The sequence below is a fragment of the Stenotrophomonas sp. STEN054 genome (genome assembly GCF_056854535.1).
Map to the genome: position 1 here is coordinate 36,219 of NZ_JBXFWG010000030.1, position 16,774 is coordinate 52,992.

Annotated in this window: 15 protein-coding genes; 2 read left to right on the top strand and 13 right to left on the bottom strand. The window is 65.4% G+C overall.

The window, feature by feature from the left end:
• Window positions 1-38: 38 nt before the first annotated feature.
• On the top strand, window positions 39-425 hold the full coding sequence (locus AC1VXD_RS12985; RefSeq protein ID WP_482992383.1) for a GtrA family protein: 387 nt from the start codon (window positions 39-41) through the stop codon (window positions 423-425).
• Between the two features lie 41 nt (window positions 426-466).
• Here AC1VXD_RS12985 and AC1VXD_RS12990 read toward each other — a convergent pair whose 3' ends face one another.
• From AC1VXD_RS12990 to AC1VXD_RS13050, 13 genes are all read right to left on the bottom strand, one after another.
• Window positions 467-1,435, bottom strand: coding sequence for a glycosyltransferase (locus AC1VXD_RS12990; RefSeq protein ID WP_482992384.1), 969 nt, complete (start codon window positions 1,433-1,435; stop codon window positions 467-469).
• A gap of 28 nt (window positions 1,436-1,463) precedes the next feature.
• The gene (locus AC1VXD_RS12995) at window positions 1,464-2,918 is read right to left on the bottom strand and encodes a hypothetical protein (RefSeq protein WP_482992385.1); all 1,455 of its coding nucleotides are present in this window, start codon (window positions 2,916-2,918) and stop codon (window positions 1,464-1,466) included.
• Window positions 2,919-2,932: 14 nt separating this feature from the next.
• Window positions 2,933-4,003, bottom strand: a complete 1,071-nt coding sequence (locus AC1VXD_RS13000) for a glycosyltransferase family protein (protein WP_482992386.1) — start codon at window positions 4,001-4,003, stop codon at window positions 2,933-2,935.
• Window positions 4,000-6,750, bottom strand: coding sequence for a glycosyltransferase (locus tag AC1VXD_RS13005; RefSeq protein ID WP_482992387.1), 2,751 nt, complete (start codon window positions 6,748-6,750; stop codon window positions 4,000-4,002). The genes AC1VXD_RS13000 and AC1VXD_RS13005 overlap by 4 nt, the downstream gene beginning before the upstream one ends.
• 27 nt (window positions 6,751-6,777) lie before the next feature.
• A complete protein-coding gene (locus AC1VXD_RS13010; RefSeq protein ID WP_482992388.1) occupies window positions 6,778-7,836 on the bottom strand; it encodes a class I SAM-dependent methyltransferase in 1,059 nt (352 codons plus the stop codon).
• A gap of 11 nt (window positions 7,837-7,847) precedes the next feature.
• Window positions 7,848-8,429, bottom strand: coding sequence for a CatB-related O-acetyltransferase (locus tag AC1VXD_RS13015; RefSeq protein WP_482992389.1), 582 nt, complete (start codon window positions 8,427-8,429; stop codon window positions 7,848-7,850).
• The gene (locus AC1VXD_RS13020) at window positions 8,426-9,784 is read right to left on the bottom strand and encodes an ABC transporter ATP-binding protein (protein ID WP_482992390.1); all 1,359 of its coding nucleotides are present in this window, start codon (window positions 9,782-9,784) and stop codon (window positions 8,426-8,428) included. The genes AC1VXD_RS13015 and AC1VXD_RS13020 overlap by 4 nt, the downstream gene beginning before the upstream one ends.
• Window positions 9,774-10,604 carry an ABC transporter permease gene (locus AC1VXD_RS13025; protein WP_482992391.1) on the bottom strand — a complete coding sequence of 277 codons (831 nt, stop codon included), beginning with the start codon at window positions 10,602-10,604 and terminating at the stop codon, window positions 9,774-9,776. Before AC1VXD_RS13025 ends, AC1VXD_RS13020 begins: the two co-directional genes overlap by 11 nt.
• The gene (locus AC1VXD_RS13030; protein WP_482992392.1) at window positions 10,601-11,776 is read right to left on the bottom strand and encodes a cystathionine gamma-synthase; all 1,176 of its coding nucleotides are present in this window, start codon (window positions 11,774-11,776) and stop codon (window positions 10,601-10,603) included. Before AC1VXD_RS13030 ends, AC1VXD_RS13025 begins: the two co-directional genes overlap by 4 nt.
• Before the next feature lie 123 nt (window positions 11,777-11,899).
• A complete protein-coding gene (locus AC1VXD_RS13035; protein WP_482992393.1) occupies window positions 11,900-13,270 on the bottom strand; it encodes a pyridoxal-phosphate dependent enzyme in 1,371 nt (456 codons plus the stop codon).
• 349 nt (window positions 13,271-13,619) lie between these two features.
• Window positions 13,620-13,856, bottom strand: coding sequence for an HP1242/YdcH family protein (locus AC1VXD_RS13040; protein WP_004141535.1), 237 nt, complete (start codon window positions 13,854-13,856; stop codon window positions 13,620-13,622).
• A 324-nt stretch (window positions 13,857-14,180) separates the two neighbouring features.
• Window positions 14,181-15,065, bottom strand: coding sequence for an OmpA family protein (locus AC1VXD_RS13045; protein ID WP_482992394.1), 885 nt, complete (start codon window positions 15,063-15,065; stop codon window positions 14,181-14,183).
• The gene (locus AC1VXD_RS13050) at window positions 15,062-15,427 is read right to left on the bottom strand and encodes a DUF4398 domain-containing protein (protein WP_079220525.1); all 366 of its coding nucleotides are present in this window, start codon (window positions 15,425-15,427) and stop codon (window positions 15,062-15,064) included. Before AC1VXD_RS13050 ends, AC1VXD_RS13045 begins: the two co-directional genes overlap by 4 nt.
• A 121-nt stretch (window positions 15,428-15,548) precedes the next feature.
• Here AC1VXD_RS13050 and AC1VXD_RS13055 point away from each other — a divergent pair, with 121 nt between their 5' ends.
• Window positions 15,549-16,679 (top strand): PilT/PilU family type 4a pilus ATPase, encoded by a 1,131-nt coding sequence (locus AC1VXD_RS13055; protein ID WP_108767636.1) that lies wholly within the window; start codon window positions 15,549-15,551, stop codon window positions 16,677-16,679.
• The last annotated feature ends 95 nt before the right edge of the window (window positions 16,680-16,774 follow it).

Below are 16,774 nucleotides of genomic sequence, written 5' to 3' on the forward strand. Positions count from 1 at the left end.
TCCGCGTCGCTCCCCGTCACCCGGATGATTGCGACTGCATGATGCCGCGCTTCGTTCGCTTCCTGCTGTCCGGCGGCTCGGCCGCTGCGGCCGAATACCTCGTGTTCATCGCGCTGCAGAGCGCGCTGGGCAGCGCTTGGCTTGTACTGAGCCAGTCAACCAGCTTCGCCTGCGGCTTCGTCGTCAGCTTTCTGATGAACCGCCATTGGGTGTTCCGCAGCCAAGGCAACTGGCGCAGCGAGCTGGCGCGTTACGGCGCGCTGGCCGCCATCAACCTGGTGCTTGGCAACCTGGCCATGCTGTTGCTGGTGGACCACCTGCACCTGCATGTGCTGCTGGCAAAGTTCGTGGTCATGGGCATGATCGCGGCCTGGAACTACCTGATCTTCTCGCGCTTGGTGTTCAAGCCCACGACGGGCGCGTGACGTAGCAATCGAGGGGCCGGCAGCACCGGCCCCATCGGCACTCAGTCCCGCCGGCGCGCCCGGAACGGGGCGAACAGGGGATGCAGTACTTGGCGCGGGACGCTGGCGATGTCATACCCGATGAAGGCCAGCAGGAACTGCAGCCCACTCACGACCGCAATCGACGGCAGGACCACCGTACCGACGGCAGAGGCCTGCTGGGACTCCAGCGCCTGCCACCAGTGCCAGCCGCCGTAGAGCACGCCGCTGGCCAGCAGGCACGTGCCCGCCAGCAGCTCGAACGATGCAATGGACAGGTCGCGCAGGAAATAACGGTAGCCGATGCGCTTGAACAGGTTGCGCGCGTGCTTATAGGAGAACTCTGTCAGCACCTGGCCGATCTTGAGATTGCTCTCCTCGTCGCCGTAAGTCGCGTCCATCGGCACGTCGCACACCACCGCCCGCATGATGTTCAGGCGGAAGAGGATGTCGGTCTCGAAGAAATAGCGCCGGCTGATCGACGCATACGGCAGCCGCGCTGCGACATTGGCATGGATGGCGGTGTAGCCGTTGGTCGGGTCGAACACATCCCAGTAACCGGTAGATGCCTTGGTCATGAAGGAAAGACCGAGGTTGCCGACGCGCCTGACCAGCGGCATGCGGCGGATGTTGGACAGATCCCAGAAGCGGTTGCCCTTGGTGTAGTCGGCCTGGCCTTTCAGGATCGGGCCGATGAAGAGCGGCACCAGCGTGGGATCCATCTGCCCATCGCCATCCACCTTGACCAGGATAGACATGCCATCGGCAATCGCACGCTGGTAGCCCGTCATCACGGCTCCACCCACGCCCTGGTTCTGCTCGTGGCGCAGCACCACCACGCGCGGGTCCCGCGCCTGCTGTTCGATGAAGTCCCCGCTCGCATCCGGGCAGCGGTCGTCAACGCAGTAGATCGCATCGACCTCCGGACCAATGGCATCGATGACGCCCAGGATGTGGCGGCGGACCTTGTAGCAGGGAATCACCACGGCCACCTGCTGGCTCGGCGCTTCCATCGTGGCCTCAGACATGGCTTGCCTCACTGGATTGCGTTGGGCGGTCGCGCCAGAAGCTGCGACCGTGCACTGCCCGGCCCAGCACGAAGACCGCCAGCAGCGTGCTCAGTGGTGCCAGGAAGTAGTAATAGCGGAAATCATTGGCCATCGACGTTGCCATCGGCAGCACCATCTGCATCAGGATGAACAGCGAAAGGATCCACAGCGGACGGCCGGGTGCGATGAACACCAGCAGCGCCAGCAGCAGCACGAAGGCCGGCAGCAGGTTCCACACGAACACGTTCTGTACCGTGCCGCGGGTATCCACGAAACGGGAAACGAACTTGCGCTGGAATTCAACCAGCATGCCGGGACGTTCGCCACGCTCGAAGCGTTCGAGCACATCGCACTTGTCCGGGTCCATGCCGAACACCGTCGGGCAGTTCTCCATGATCGCCAGGTCATAGAACTTCATGCCGCCGAAGGCGGTGCTCGGCTGCAGCGTCGCCAGCATCATCTGCAGGCGGTCCGAACCGCACTGGGAGACATTGAGCAGGCAGAGCCGTGCGGTGCGGCGCAGGATCAGGCCGTACGCCTCATCGAGCTCCTGCGGGTCCGTCAGCACCACCTCGTTCATCAGGTAATCCGGGCGGTACTTCTCCGCATAGTCCGGCCCGAACACGCGGGCGGCCAGCGCCTGGTCCTGGCCAGGGTCGTTGCTGGTGTATCCACTCCGGTTGGCCACCATGCCCAGGAACGGCCCGGACACCGCCGAGATCTTCAACTTGGACAGGTGCGCGACATCATTCTTCACCAGGGGTGAAGCGGTGACCACCGACATCAGCAGCCAGCCGACGACCGCCGCCACGAAGGCCGCCCGATAGGGGCGTGCCGCCCACAGCTGGCGCACGCCGATGGCCAGCGGCAGCAGCAGGAAATTGATCGCCATGCCATGGCGGGTGGCAACGATGAGGAACAGCGACACGCCAAGCAGCACTGCATCGGCACGGCCCGCAAGCACGCCGGTCTGCCGCGACTGCAGCACCAGCGTTGCCAGGAACAGCAGGCAGTACGCGCAGAGCACGTCCTTCCAGATCATGCCCAGGTACAGATAGGTGCTGGGCATTGCCGCCCACAGCGCCACGCCAAGTACGATCCACGCGGGCCGGCTGACCATGCGCGCGAACAGCGTGGCACTGCGCAGATACAGCGTCGCGCAGAACAGGATCTGCAGCGTGGTGTAGATGCTGAAGGATTCGAACGGCACGGCCAGCCAGCGGATCAGCAGTGCGTTGAGGACCGGGTGGTAGGAGGTGTACTCGCCACGCAGCGCTTCCTGGGTGATGAACACCGTATCGTGCGTCGCGAAGCCCGGCCAGGAGAACAGCCGCGCCATGATCATCACCAGCACGCCGAGTGCCAGCAGCAGCAGCGCGATGCGTGGGCGCTCGATCGGCAGCAGCCAGCGCGCCGTGCGCTTCATTGGACCTTCTTTCATCATTTCCCCATCACCTGCATGCAACTCTCCCAGCGACGGGCGACTGCCTCGTCGAACATGTCCGGCCCCACGCGCGACACGGCGCGTGCAGCGATCTCATCCACCGCCAGCTGCCGATCGACCAGTGAAACGATCCGGTCAGCCCAGGCATCGGCGGTATTGTCGATCAGGATGCGGTCGTCTCGCGCATCATCCGCATAGGAAGGCACGTTCGATGCCAGCGTGGCTATGCCCATGGCGGCGTAGTCCAGCACCTTGATGGAGCTCTTGCAACGATTGAAATCCGAGCCGAGCAGGGGCGCCATGCCAGCATGGAAGCCGCGCAGGCGGGAGAACCAGTACACGAAGGCCGGATAGGACGCGCCGACGTGGACCGGCGGGCTCTGGCCTTCCATCCAGGGCCGGCTGCCGGCGTCCGCAGCGTTGACGCCCACCAGGGTCAGCGAGAACCCGCCGGGACGCTTCTGCCAGACCTGCTGCAGTGCCGCGTCGAGCAGTCGGAAATCGTCGTCGTGGGTCCGCGTTCCCATGTACAGCAGGCGCACCGTCCCCGTGGCCGGAAGCGTCAGCGCCGCCCCTGGCGCTGCCTGCCACAGATCGGCATCCAGCGCGTTGGGCATCCACTGGGCGGTACCGCCGGCAGCGTTGATCACATCGGCCAGCGGGCGCGTCGAGCACCAGGTGACATCGGCAAGGGTGATCGAGTTGCGGACCGCATCGATGACAGCGGCGTAGGCGTCCCGCTCGGGATGCTCGTCCATGGCCAGCAGGTTGTCGTCCAGGTCGTAGACCAGCGCTGCCCCCTGCCGTCCCGCCTCGGCGATCATCGCCAGGCCGGATGCAGCAATGACGGCGCCGCGGTTCCACAGCACCAGGTCGGGTGCAAAGGCGGACAGCTCTTCCGGCATCAAGTAGCGGACATCGGCAGCGAAGCGCTCGGTGAACGCGTGCAGGCGGATGCTCGCGCACGGCGACATCACCGTGCCGTAGCGCTCGGGGATCACCGCAATCCGCAGGGCGTACTGCGAGCGCAGCGCAGGACGCAGCTCCGTGCCAAATCGCTGTTTCATGCGGTTTCCTTTTCGTACAGACCTTCCAGCCACGTCACCAGGGCCTGCACCGCATTGGCCGCAGTCGCGTCATGGGCCAGCATCAATGCATTGGGAACGCCTTCCAGCCGCTCGGTGAAGGCACCGAGGCGGTTGGCGGCAATCGGCCGGCCATCGCGCAGGGCGTGCGACAGGGTGTAGGAGTAGGTTTCCGGGGCCTGGGAAAGGAACAGGAATGCATCGGGATCATGCGCCTCGATCAGCTCATCCAGATCCTGCTCCGCATAGGGACCGCTCCAGCTGAATCCCGGGTTCCTGGACAAGTCCGTCTGCGGATAGCCGATCAGGTGGAACGCCAGCGGTGCACGCACACGTCGCGCCTCCTCGGCAATGGCCAGCAGGTGGTTCAGGCCCTTGTGCGCGGCCATCACCCCCAGTAGCAGTACGCGGTAGGGTCGCGCGCCACGCCCAAGCCGCCCCGGATTCGTGTCGACGCTGGACTCGTGGTAGACGGCCTGCACGGGAATGCCGGTGTAGCGCTGCATGCGCTGCGCCGCATCCTGGCTCGGTGCGAACACGGCCTGCGCGCCCAGCAACGGCCACTGGTTGCTGGCGCGCCAGTTGCGGATGTCCGCTGCGCCGTTGGACGGGCGCTCGGCGATGCAGCTGTCACAGCCGTTTTCACCGGGCTCGCCGCAGTAGTTGCCGCTAGCGTCGGTCAGGGTGATCTGCGGGCAGATCGCATAGTTGTCATGCACGTGGAAGCTGTAGGGCAGCCCGGTCAGCGCCACCGCGCGACGCACCGATGGTCCGAACCCGACCAGATGGTGGATCTGCAGCATACCGGTGCCCAGTCCCTGCAGCATCGCGGCCAGCTCGTCGGGCGTGCGGTAGCGGAACAGGAACTCGAAGCCATCGAAGTCCGATGCATGGCTGACGCTGACCAGCCCTGTCCCGTTGTTGTCTTCCATCGGCCGTACGATCACCACTTCGCCGGTCTCGGCCAGCGAGGCACGCATGGCCTGCACGGCACGCTCGGTGCCTCCGCCCCAGGTGTGGGTCAACAGCACGGAGACCGGACGCGCCCTCGCTTTCCAGACTTCCAGGGTCAGCCGCACGCGCGCCGAGAAACCCGGATCCATCGAACAGAACCGGGCAACCTGCGAACCGTAATCGGGGTAGCGCTCGTCTATGATCTTCTGCGCGATGATCTTGCCGGGCTTGCTGTCGTCGGCGAAGCTCACTTCACCCACGTGTTCGACGAACACGTCCATGGCCAGGCGATGGCGGAAACCGAGGCGACCCGAGCGCATGCAGAAGTCGTTCTCCTCGCCGTAGCCCTTGCCGAAGGCCTCGGCATCGAACAAGCCCGCCTTTTCCAGCGCGCCGCGGGAGATCAGCATGCAGAAGCCGACGCCGGTGGGAACGTCCACGGCCACACCGACATTGATGCGGCGGGTCAGGCGGTCCAGTGCCGACGCATCCATCCCCTCGGGCAGGGCGTTCGCGCCCAGCTGGGGATAGCTGCAGATCGTGGCGTTGTTGGACAGCGCCGTGACCGAGCCGACATCGGCCTCCAGATGGGAAACCATGCGGTCGACCCAGTCACCGGTGACGATCGTGTCACTGTTGAGCAGCAGGGCACCGATGCTGTCAGCCTGCTGCAGGGCGTGCGCCATGCCGGCGTTGACGGTCAGTACGAAGCCCAGGTTCTGCGGGTTCTCGGCCAGGCGTACCGACGGCTCGCGGCTGGCCAGCTCACGCAGGTAGGCGGTCACTTCCGGCTCGGGCGAGCAGTCGTTGTAGATGTGCAGCCGGGTACGACTGCGGTTGTGTGAGCGCAGCACCGAATCGATGCAGTTCCGCGTCTCTTCGAGGCCGCGGTAGACCGGCAGGACGATGTCGACCACGCCGTCCTGGTGCGGCGCATCGGCAGGCGCCACGGGCGCGGCAAGATCGGCCAGCGACAAGGGCCGCTTGCCCAGCTCGCGACCACCACGGCGGCCCACCGCCAGGTAGTGCGCCAGCGCGTTCATGCCGGTCAGCGCAACATCCGGATTCTGGTCCAGATACTGTCGCGCGTTGAATTCGGGTCCCGGGCTGCGTCCTTCCGCCGCGCCATGCGCGAAGAAATGTGCGAACGGATCGTTGCCTGCCACATCCGGATAGGTTTCCAGATACCACGCCGGCGCGAAGTACGGATTGGGCAGGCGCCCTTCAGGAATGCCGTCGTAGAGGAAATGCAGCAGCGGATTGGTGCCGCTGTCGCGCACGTCAGGGTACTGCTTGAGGTACCACTCCTGGTCGAACAACGGGTGTGGCGTTCCCGAGTTGCGGTAATCCACCATGTACTGGCCGAGCACTGGCCGCAGGCCGCTGGACGACGGTGCGGTGAGGCGGCAGTAGCGCGGATCGAACCACGGGCTGGGCGCCAGGCCAAGGCGCTCGCCGATGCACAGGTACTGCATCAGCGCATCAAGCGGGGACGCCTTGAGGCCGAAACGCGCGCAGTACCAGGCCGGGTCGAACAGCGGGCTCGGTGACTTCCCTTCGGCATTGCCGAAGGACAGGAAATGGCTGGGGCCTTCGGCCGCCGCCCCGGACGAACGCAGGATGAAGCGCGCATACCAGTGCCAGTCACAGACCCCCGCGCGGCGGGCAACCAGCAGCTTCAGGCGATCGGGAACCGGTGCGAACCAGTTGATGGACAGCACCTTGGCCGCCACCCGCTTGAGGCCACGCTTGAGTAGGGTCTTGTCGATGGACATGTAGGTGCCTTGCGGGTTCCTGTTTACTCAGCGGCCAAGGACACGGCGCCACCACGGGCGCACGAGGAGATTCAGTTTACGGTCCTGCTCGTCAAGGCGCGGGATCACCGACGCCACCACATTGGCGACCGAGACTTCACGGGAATGGTCCAGTGCCTGGCGCGTGTCGCTCATCCCTTCGATGACGCGGCGCTCCAGCAATGAGAGGCCCTGCGCCAGGTTCGGCAGCTGCGACTCGACCACCGCGTAATGCTCCTCGGTGACGTCACTGTTTTTTTCCAGCAGCGCGTGCAGGCGTGCTTCCTCGGCGTTGAGCCGACTGACTTCTCCGTTGAGCCGCCCGATCTCGCCGTGGGCGGCAGTCAGGCCCTGGTTCACCCGCTCGATCTCTTCCACGTTCTTGATGTTGCGACCCAGTGCGTCGAAGAACTGGTTGATGGTGGCGAACTGGCCATCACGCGCAGCCTCTGAAAGCTGCAGCAGTGCCTGCGGCTGCTCCTCGCCCACCAGCAGCACGCCCAGCCCATGGGTGTGGGTGAATTCGAAGGACGGGAACTGCGAGGAAATCTCGCTCCAGTACTGCCACACGCCAAACCCGCGCTCGCGCACGCAGCTGTCGTGGAACAGCACGACCGCGCGCGGCGACAGCTTGCTGCGCCACGTCTCGAAGTCTTCGCGGACGGCTTCGTAGGTGTGCAGGCCATCAACGTGTAGGACGTCGACCGATCCATCCGCGAAGTACTCCAGCGCCTGGTCGAAGCGCATCCGCATCATCTCGGAAATGCCGGCGTAATGACGCTGCTGGTAATCGCGGAGTTCGGCGTAGATTTCATTGCCGTAGAAACCGGCATGCTCGTCGCCTTCCCAGGTATCCACCGCGAACACACGCGCACTGACCTGCTGGGTTTCCACCGCCTGGCAGAACGCCAGGAACGAGGCGCCGTTGTGCGTACCCAACTCCACGATGCTCTTTGGCCGCACGACTTCCACCAGCCAGCTGGCGAACGGAATGTGCCCAAGCCACGCGCTGTGCGGCAGCTTGCGGGGCATCATCAGCATGTTCGGCGACAACGGGAAATCGATCATCTCAGTCTCTATCACGTGAACGACGCCGCAGCGTCCGGGTCGGCCAGCGCGGCCGTAATGAATGCATCGATGCTGGGGCTGCACAGCAGCGACTCAAACTGCTTGATGCGCTCCACCGGCCAGTTCCACCAGGCGATGTGCAGCAGCTGCTCGATCTGCGCTTCGCTGAAACGCATGCGCACGACGCGGCCAGGGTTGCCCGCGACGATGGCGTAGGGCGGGACGTCCTTGCTGACCACGGCACCGGCGCCGATGCAGGCGCCGTGACCCACGGTCACTCCGGAGAGAACCAGCGCGCCATGGCCGATCCACACATCGCTGCCGATGCGGGTCACGCCCTTGCTGTGCGGATGCCCGTCCTGGCCCGCACCCGGCGAATTGAACGCAATGCGCAACGGATGGGTGGTGACCCAATCCATGCGATGCTCGCCGCCACCGAAGATCAGTACGTCTTCGGCGAAGGAACAGAACGCGCCCACTTCGATGCGCTCGCCGGCGCTCCACAGCTTGAACGTGGCACCGCCGTAGGTGAAGCGGCCGATGCTGACACGCGGGTCGTCGGTGGTCAGCGGCGGAATGAAGCCATGGTTCATTCCGCTCCCCCTACCCGCTTCATGGTGACCTCATCGAAGGGGATGCCCACCAGGCCATAACGCAGCTTGGGCGAGGCGACCTTGATCAGCACCGCGTCATGCAGCCACGCATGCTGGGTGTTGGCGAACGGATCGCCGTCGGCAATGGAAACGGTCATCGAGTAATCGCCGTTGGGCAGCATCGGCAACGTGAAGCGGAAACTGGCCTCAAGCGTCGTGCCGGCCTCGACCTGCATCGGCGGCTGGATGTAGGTGAAGGTGTGCTCGCCGAACAGTGACTGGCCAAGCCGGTCCTTCACGAAGAAACCGATCAACGGACTGGACAGCGCCTGGTGTGCAGTGGCGCGCACACGCAGCAGCACATCCTCGCCACCGGCGAACGAGGTGAGGCTTTCGCCCTGCGGATCGCTGAGCAGCACCGAATCGATGCTGGCGACACCGGACTGCCAGCCAGCCGAATTGGCTACGTTGTCGAACATTTCCAGGCGCGTCTCATGCTCCACCTGGGCCTTGGACCGCGGCTTGGCCGGCGCCGCCTCACGCGAGGCTTGGCGCGAGGTCAGCTTCACCGTGTCGCCGTATACCTCCTGCGAGCAGTACTCGATGTAGGCGTTGCAGGTGTCCTCGGCGGTACCGTGCATGACCATGTCGCCACGGTTGAGCCACACCGCGCTCTGGCAGAAGTTGAGCACCGAGGAGGTGTCATGGCTGACGAACAGCAGCGTGCCGGTTTCGCGGAACTTGCGCAGGAAGCGCATGCACTTCTGCACGAAGATCGCATCGCCCACGGCCAGCGCTTCGTCGATGACCAGGATGTCCGCATCGACGTGCGCGATGACCGCGAACGCCAGTCGCACGTACATGCCGCTGGAGTAGGTTTTCACCGGCCGGTCGACGAAGTTGCCGATGTCGGCGAAGGCGATGATGTCGTCGAACCGGGCGTCGATCTGCTCGCGAGTCAGCCCGAGGATCGAGGCGCTCAGGTAGACGTTCTCGCGCCCGCTGAATTCGGGGTTGAACCCCGCGCCGAGTTCCAGCAGGGCCGCCACGCGCCCCTTGACCTCGACCGTTCCGGAGGTGGCCTGCAGGGTGCCGCAGATGATCTGCAGCAGCGTCGACTTGCCCGACCCGTTGCGGCCGATGATGCCGACCGTGTCTCCGCGCCTCACTTCGAAGTCGACGCCCTTCAGCGCCCAGAACTCGTCGTAGTAGCGGCGCGGCGCCAGGCCTGCGGCACGGCGCAGGCGCGGCAGCACGGCCTGCTTCAGCCGCTGGTGCGGCTGGTCATAGATCTGGAAGCACTTGGTGACGCCGCTGACCCGGATGGCGACATCGCTGGAGGGATCAGAGGACATCGGCAAACCCCCGGCGCATTTTCTGGAACGTCGCGAAACCGAACCACGCGACAAGCGCGGCCCCCACTGCGTATTTGCCCAGCCCGATGAAGTCCGGGGCATGGCCCCACAGCAGGACCTCACGCGCCTGTTCGATGATGAACGTGAGCGGGTTGAGATAGATGTACGGCCGCAGCTTCTCCGGCAGGGCCTGCACCGGATACAGCACGGGTGCCATGAACAGCATCACCGTGGTGACGATGCCGGTGACCTGGCCGATGTCACGCAGGTAGACACCCAGTGCCGCCAGCAGCCAGGACACGCCCATGGTGCCGACCACCAGCGGGAAGATCACCACCGGCAACCACAGTGCGGTCAGCGGGATCGAACCGCGCAGGAGCAGCTGGGCGATCAGCAGTACCAGCACCGAAACCATCGAATGGAACAGGGTGGCGCCCATCGCGACCCACGGCAGGGTCTCCAGCGGGAACACGACGCGCTTCACGTAGCTGGCACTGTTGAGTATCAGCCCCGGTGCACGGTTGATGCACTCGGCGAACACGCCGTGGACGATGATGCCGACGAACAGGATGACGGCGAAATCACCATGGCTGCTGGTTTCCAGGCCCCAGCGTGCCTTGAACACCACCGAGAAAACGAAGGTGTAGACCGCCAGCATCAACAGCGGATTGAAGAAGGACCACGCCAGCCCGAAGACCGAACCTCGATACCGGCTGATGACCTCACGCTGGGTCAGCTGCCAGATCAGCATGCGATTGGAGACCAGGCTGCGGACAAGCGCACCCGGCGAACTGCCGAACTCGGCGTGGATGCCGCTCATTCAGCAGCGCCCGCCAGCGCCTTTTCCAGATCCACCTGCAGATCCCCCAGGTCCTCCACGCCCACGCTCAGGCGCACCAGCGCATCGCTGATCCCCAGCTGCTCGCGGCGTTCCACCGGAATCGAGGCATGGGTCATCACCGCCGGGTGGTTGACCAGGCTTTCCACGCCGCCCAGCGACTCGGCCAGGGTGAACAGTTCGGTCTTCTCGCAGAAGCGCTTTGCCGCTTCGAAACCGCCCTTGAGCACGATCGAGACGATGCCGCCGTAGCCGGCCATCTGCTTGCCGGCCAGCTCATGCTGCGGGTGCGAGGGCAGGCCCGGGTAGATGACCTTCTCCACCGCCGGGTGCTTGTCCAGCCACTGGGCCAGGGCCAGGGCGTTGGCGCAGTGTGCCTTCATGCGCAGCGGCAGGGTCTTCAGGCCACGCAGGGCGAGGAAGCTGTCGAACGGGCCCTGCACGCCACCCACCGAGTTCTGCAGGAAGGCCATCTGCTCGGCCAGTTCGGCGTTGTCGCCGGCCACGACCATGCCGCCGACCATGTCCGAGTGACCATTGAGGTACTTGGTGGCCGAGTGCAGCACCAGGTCCGCGCCCAGCTCCAGCGGACGCTGCAGCATCGGCGAGGCGAAGGTGTTGTCGACCACCACGATCAGGCCATGGCGCTTGGCGATGGCGGCCACCGCGGCGATGTCCACGATCTTCAGCATCGGGTTGGTCGGGGTCTCGATCCAGACCATCTTCGTGTTCGGCGTGATCGCCGCTTCGAAGGCTGCCAGGTCGGTCAGGTCGACGAAGCCGAAATCCAGGCCGGCGGTGCGGCGGCGCACACGCTCGAACAGGCGGAAGCTGCCGCCGTAGATGTCGTCCATCGCCACCACGTGGCTGCCGGCATCCAGCAGCTCGATCACGGTGGAGGTCGCCGCCATGCCCGAGGCGAAGGCGAAGCCACGGGTGCCGCCTTCGAGCGAGGCCACGCAGCGCTCATAGGCGAAGCGGGTCGGATTGTGCGTCCGCGAGTACTCGAAGCCCTGGTGCTCGCCCGGGCTGGACTGGGCATAGGTCGAGGTGGCGTAGATCGGCGGCATCACCGCGCCGGTACTCGGGTCGGGCGACTGGCCGCCATGGATGGCCAGCGTGGCCAGGGCCAATGGCGAAGAGGGGTTGGACATGTCGTTTTCCTGCGTAGCGCCGGTGACGGTGCCGTCAAAGGATCGGGAGTCTATCAGCGCCGCCTTAACGGCTTTTGACGCAAATAGACTAACGTGAATGCGCGATATTCGCGGATCGTCGCGTTATTGGACGCGACGGCGCAGATAGTTCAGCAGATCGATGCGGGTGATCAGGCCGAGGAAGGTGGCGCCGTCCATCACGATGGCCACCTGGCCGCGGTCGAACACCGGCAGCAGGGCCTCGATCGGTGACTTCACGTCCAGGCGGTCCAGCTTGCTGACCATGGCCGTGGCGACCGGATCGCGGAAGCGGGCCTCGTCACCATAGACATGCAGGAGCACGTCGCTTTCATCGACGATGCCGACCAGCTGGTCGCCGTCCATCACCGGCAGCTGCGACACGTCGTACAGCTTCATCCGCTGGTAGGCGGTGGTCAGCAGGTCGTTCGGGCCGATCACGACAGTGTCGCGCTGGCCATACGGGCGCAGGATCAGGTCGCGCAGGTCGCCGTGCTGCGGGCGCTCCAGGAAGCCGTTGTCCAGCATCCAGTAGTCGTTGTACATCTTCGACAGGTACTTGTTGCCGGTGTCACACACCAGCACCAGCACCTTCTTTGGCGTGGTCTGTTCCTTGCAGTACTTCAGCGCTGCTGCCAGCAGGGTGCCGGTGGACGAACCACCGAGGATGCCTTCCTTGCCCAGCAGCTCGCGGGCGGTGTGGAAGCTCTCGGCATCGGTGATGGCATACGCCTTCTTGACGCGGCTGAAGTCGGAGATCGACGGCAGGAAGTCCTCGCCGATGCCTTCCACCAGCCAGCTGCCCGACTTGTCGTTCAGGTTGCCGTCGTTGATGTACTCGGCCAGGATCGACCCGACCGGATCGGCCAGCACCAGCTCGGTCTTCGGCGACAGCGTGGCGAAGGCGCGCGACAGGCCGGTCATGGTGCCCGAGCTGCCGCAGCCGAACACGATGGCGTCGAGGTCACCGCCCATCTGCTCGAGGATTTCCGGGCCGGTGCCGAATTCGTGCGCGGCCGGGTTGTCCGGATTGCCGAACTGGTTGATGAAGTACGCGCCCGGGGTCTGGTCGGCGATGGTCTTGGCCAGGTCCTGGTAGTACTCCGGGTGGCCCTTGGCCACGTCCGAACGGGTCAGGCGCACTTCGGCGCCCATCGCCTTCAGGTTGAAGATCTTTTCGCGGCTCATCTTGTCGGGCACGACCAGAATCAGCTTGTAGCCCTTCTGCTGCGCCACCAGTGCCAGGCCCAGGCCGGTATTGCCGGCAGTGCCTTCGACCAGGGTCGCGCCGGGCTTGAGGTCGCCGCGCTGTTCCGCTGCTTCGATCATCGACAGACCGATGCGGTCCTTGATCGACCCGCCCGGGTTGGCGTTCTCGAGCTTCAGGTAGAGCTCGCAGACACCGGTTTCCAGGCGCTGGGCCTTGACGATGGGGGTCTGGCCGATGAGTTCGAGGACGGAGGAATGGATGGGCATTCGGAAACTTCGCTTCGCGCCACGCTGGGCCGGACAGATGATTATCCGCCGGATGGCTGCGAAAGTCAGGAGTGGAGCGTGCCGACCAACGGTCGGCACCCACCAGGGCGCGGACGGCACCCACCAAGGCAATGAGCGCTTGGCTGGCAGCCCAAGGAGATGCGGACGGCCCCGGATCGACGAGGAGACCAGTACCGCCCGCATCGGTGGACTGAAGGTATGTACGCGTGCAGGCCGTTGCCTGCGCGCCAGGGCACCACCGCCGGTGGTGCCCTGGCGCGGCCGCCGTTGCCGGCAACCGCGGGGCCATCGTTGGCCGCGTCACGCCGTTCCCGGCGCGACGTGAGCGTCAGTGCGTGGGGGACGTCGTTGCGAGCGGTGTTTCGTACATACGCATAAGGCGTTGCTTGGCCAGCAGCTTCTCGCGCTTCATGCGACCCAGGGTGACATCATCGATCGGGAGTACACCCAACTCCGCGTCCATGCACTTCTTGTTCAACTTGCGGTGCTGGTCATGGAGTGCCCGGAACTCCGGATCACGCGCGCGACGGGCGTCGATCTCGCTCTGGGGCTGATCTTCAAACATGATGGACCTCCTTCGACAGATACACGAACGCCCCGGCCGCAAGGCACGGGGCGTTGTTCATGGAGGAGCGCCGGTCGATTGCCACATGGGTGCCCACAACGACCTGCGGCACTGGCCTGCGCACGTTGGTCTGCTGCGGTTCGCGCCCTGCTTTCATCGGCCCGGCCCTCCCATCGTCCGGTCCGCGGCATTGCGTCCCGGACGATTGACCCTACGCCTGCTCCGGGCCGGGTACAAGACCCCCGCGACAAAAAGACCGAACCCCGCCGGGGCGGGGTTCAGGCTGAATGCTCAATGCAACGAAAAACAAACGAATTCAAGCAATTACGGGGCGATGATGACCTCGACCGAGCGGGCCTTGGTGGACGCTGCCTTCTTGCCACTAACCTGGATCCGGCTGCTGGCGACACCGGCTGAGACTAGCGCATCACGCAGGGCTTCGGCACGCTTCTGGCCGACGCCATTGGCGCTGTCATAGGCCTCGATGCGGACCCGGCCCTTCTTGCCGATGTTCAGATACTCGGCCAAGGCCTTGGCCTGGTTCTTCGCACCGCCGGACAGGCTGGCCGCACCGGCCCCGAAGGCATCACCACCGAGGGTGAAGACCTCGCCGCGGGCGTCGAACTTCGAGCCCGGCAGCTTCTGCCCGGACACCAGCTCGGCTTCCTCGCGGGCCAGCTTGGCGGCGTTCTGCTGGGCCGAGCTGAGGCGCTGCTGCTGCTTGCCGGCCACGCTGGTCAGGGCGTTCTCGGCGTCCTGGCGGGCCAGGGTCTCGGCTTCGGCGGCCTGGCGCAGGCGCTCGGCCTCCTCGGCCTGCATCTGCGCCTGCATGCGCAGCTGTTCGGCTTCCTGGCGGGCACGGGCGGCGTCGCGGCGGCTGGCTTCGATCAGCAGGTCGCTGCGGGTGCGGTCCAGGCGGTCGACCTCGCGGGCGGCCAGGGCGGCGCGCACGCTGGTTTCGGCAATCTCGACCCGGCGCTCGGCCAGGTAGGTGGCCAGTTCCTGGTCGCGGCGCTTGGCCTTGTCCAGGGTGGCGATGGCCTGCTGGGCCTGCATGCGCTCGAAGGCGGCCAGCTCAGCAGTGTCGGGATTGGCCTGGATGTTCATCAGGCGCTGGCTCAGCTGTCCGACCATCGGGTTGTCGGCGGCGACAGCCAGGGCCGGGAGGGACAGCGCGGTGGCCAGGGCCAGGGCGGAGATCGACTTCATCGACGGTCCTCCCCGGTCGACAGCTGGCGCTGCAGCTGGTTGACCTCGTTGCGGCGCAGCTGCAGCTGGGCCGTGGCGGTGGCTTCCTCGCTGCGGGCACGGGCCAGATCGGCGTCGGCAGCGGCGCGCAGGGCCAGTGCCGGGGCGTTCTTGCGCTCGCGGCGGTCGCCGGCGGCGCGCTGTGCCTGCTCCAGGCCCTGGCGGGCCAGACCGATCAGGTCCGGGGCGTACTGGTCGGCGTCGGCCTGGGTGGCCTTGTCCACCGCCTGCCGGGCCTGGGCCAGTTCCTGTGCGCCATCCTGCGCCCAGACGGGAGCAGAGAGTGCGAATGCAAACGCCATCACATACAGGCTGTGGCGCATTCGTGCGAAGCTAAGTCGTTTCATTGGGGAGGCCGTACCGGTTGTCGGTTCACGGCCATTGTCGTCAAGCCGACACCGTGCTTGCAACGGGCGCCGGCAGTTTCGTTGGGGAAAATTCGCAATGGATATCGGCTACTTCCTGAAGCTGATGACCGAAAAGAACGCTTCGGACATGTTCTTGACCACCGGTGCGCCGGTCTACATCAAGATCGAGGGCAAGCTGTACCCGCTCGGCAACACCGGGCTGCCGCCGGGCATGGTCAAGAAAATCGCCTATTCGCTGATGGACGAGGGCCAGGTGCCCCAGTTCGAGCGCGAGCTGGAACTCAACATGGCCATCGCCCTGGCCGATGCCGGGCGCTTCCGTGTCAATGTGTTCAAGCAGCGGGGCGAGGTCGGCATGGTCATCCGCGCCATCCGCAGCCGGATTCCGAGCATCGAAGAGCTCAACCTGCCGCAGGTGCTGAAGGACGTCATCATGACCCCGCGTGGGCTGGTGCTGGTGGTGGGGTCCACCGGCTCGGGCAAGTCCACTTCGCTGGCGTCGATGATCGACCACCGCAACAGTACGACCACCGGGCACATCCTCACCATCGAGGACCCGATCGAGTACCTGCACAAGCACAAGATGTCGATCGTCAACCAGCGTGAGGTCGGCCTGGACACCCATGCCTTCCACAACGCGCTGAAGAACGCGATGCGTGAAGCGCCGGACGTGATCCTGATCGGCGAGATCCTGGATGCCGAGACAATGGAGGCGGCCATCGCCTTCGCCGAAACCGGCCACCTGTGCCTGGCCACCCTGCACTCCAACAACGCCGACCAGACCATCGAGCGCATCCTCAACTTCTTCCCGGAAAGCGCGCACAAGAACGTGCTGATGAACCTGGCGCTGAACCTGCGTGCGGTGATCAGCCAGCGCCTGGTGAAGAACAAGGAGGGCCGTCGCCTGCCGGCCACCGAGGTGCTGATCAACACGCCGATGATCCGCGACCTGCTGCGCCGCGGCCAAGTGCATGAGATCAAGGCGGCGATGGAATCCTCGCTGGAGGAAGGCATGGAGAGTTTCGACCAGTGCCTGTTCCGCCTGGCCAAGGCCGGGGTGATCGAGCAGGAGGAAGCGCTGCGTGCGGCCGACTCGCGCGACGGCCTGGCCCTGAAGTTCCGCTTGTCCGAGGGTGGCAGCGGCGAGCACGACCCGTACGCCGACTTCTCCTCGCCCACCCAGACCAGCATCACCCACGGCTTCTGAGCCGCACGGACGCCGGGCATGGCCCGGCGCTACCTTGAGAAACGGGCGTGGCCCCGCGTTATCCGCGGAGACGGGCGTGGCGCGGTGATTCCGGT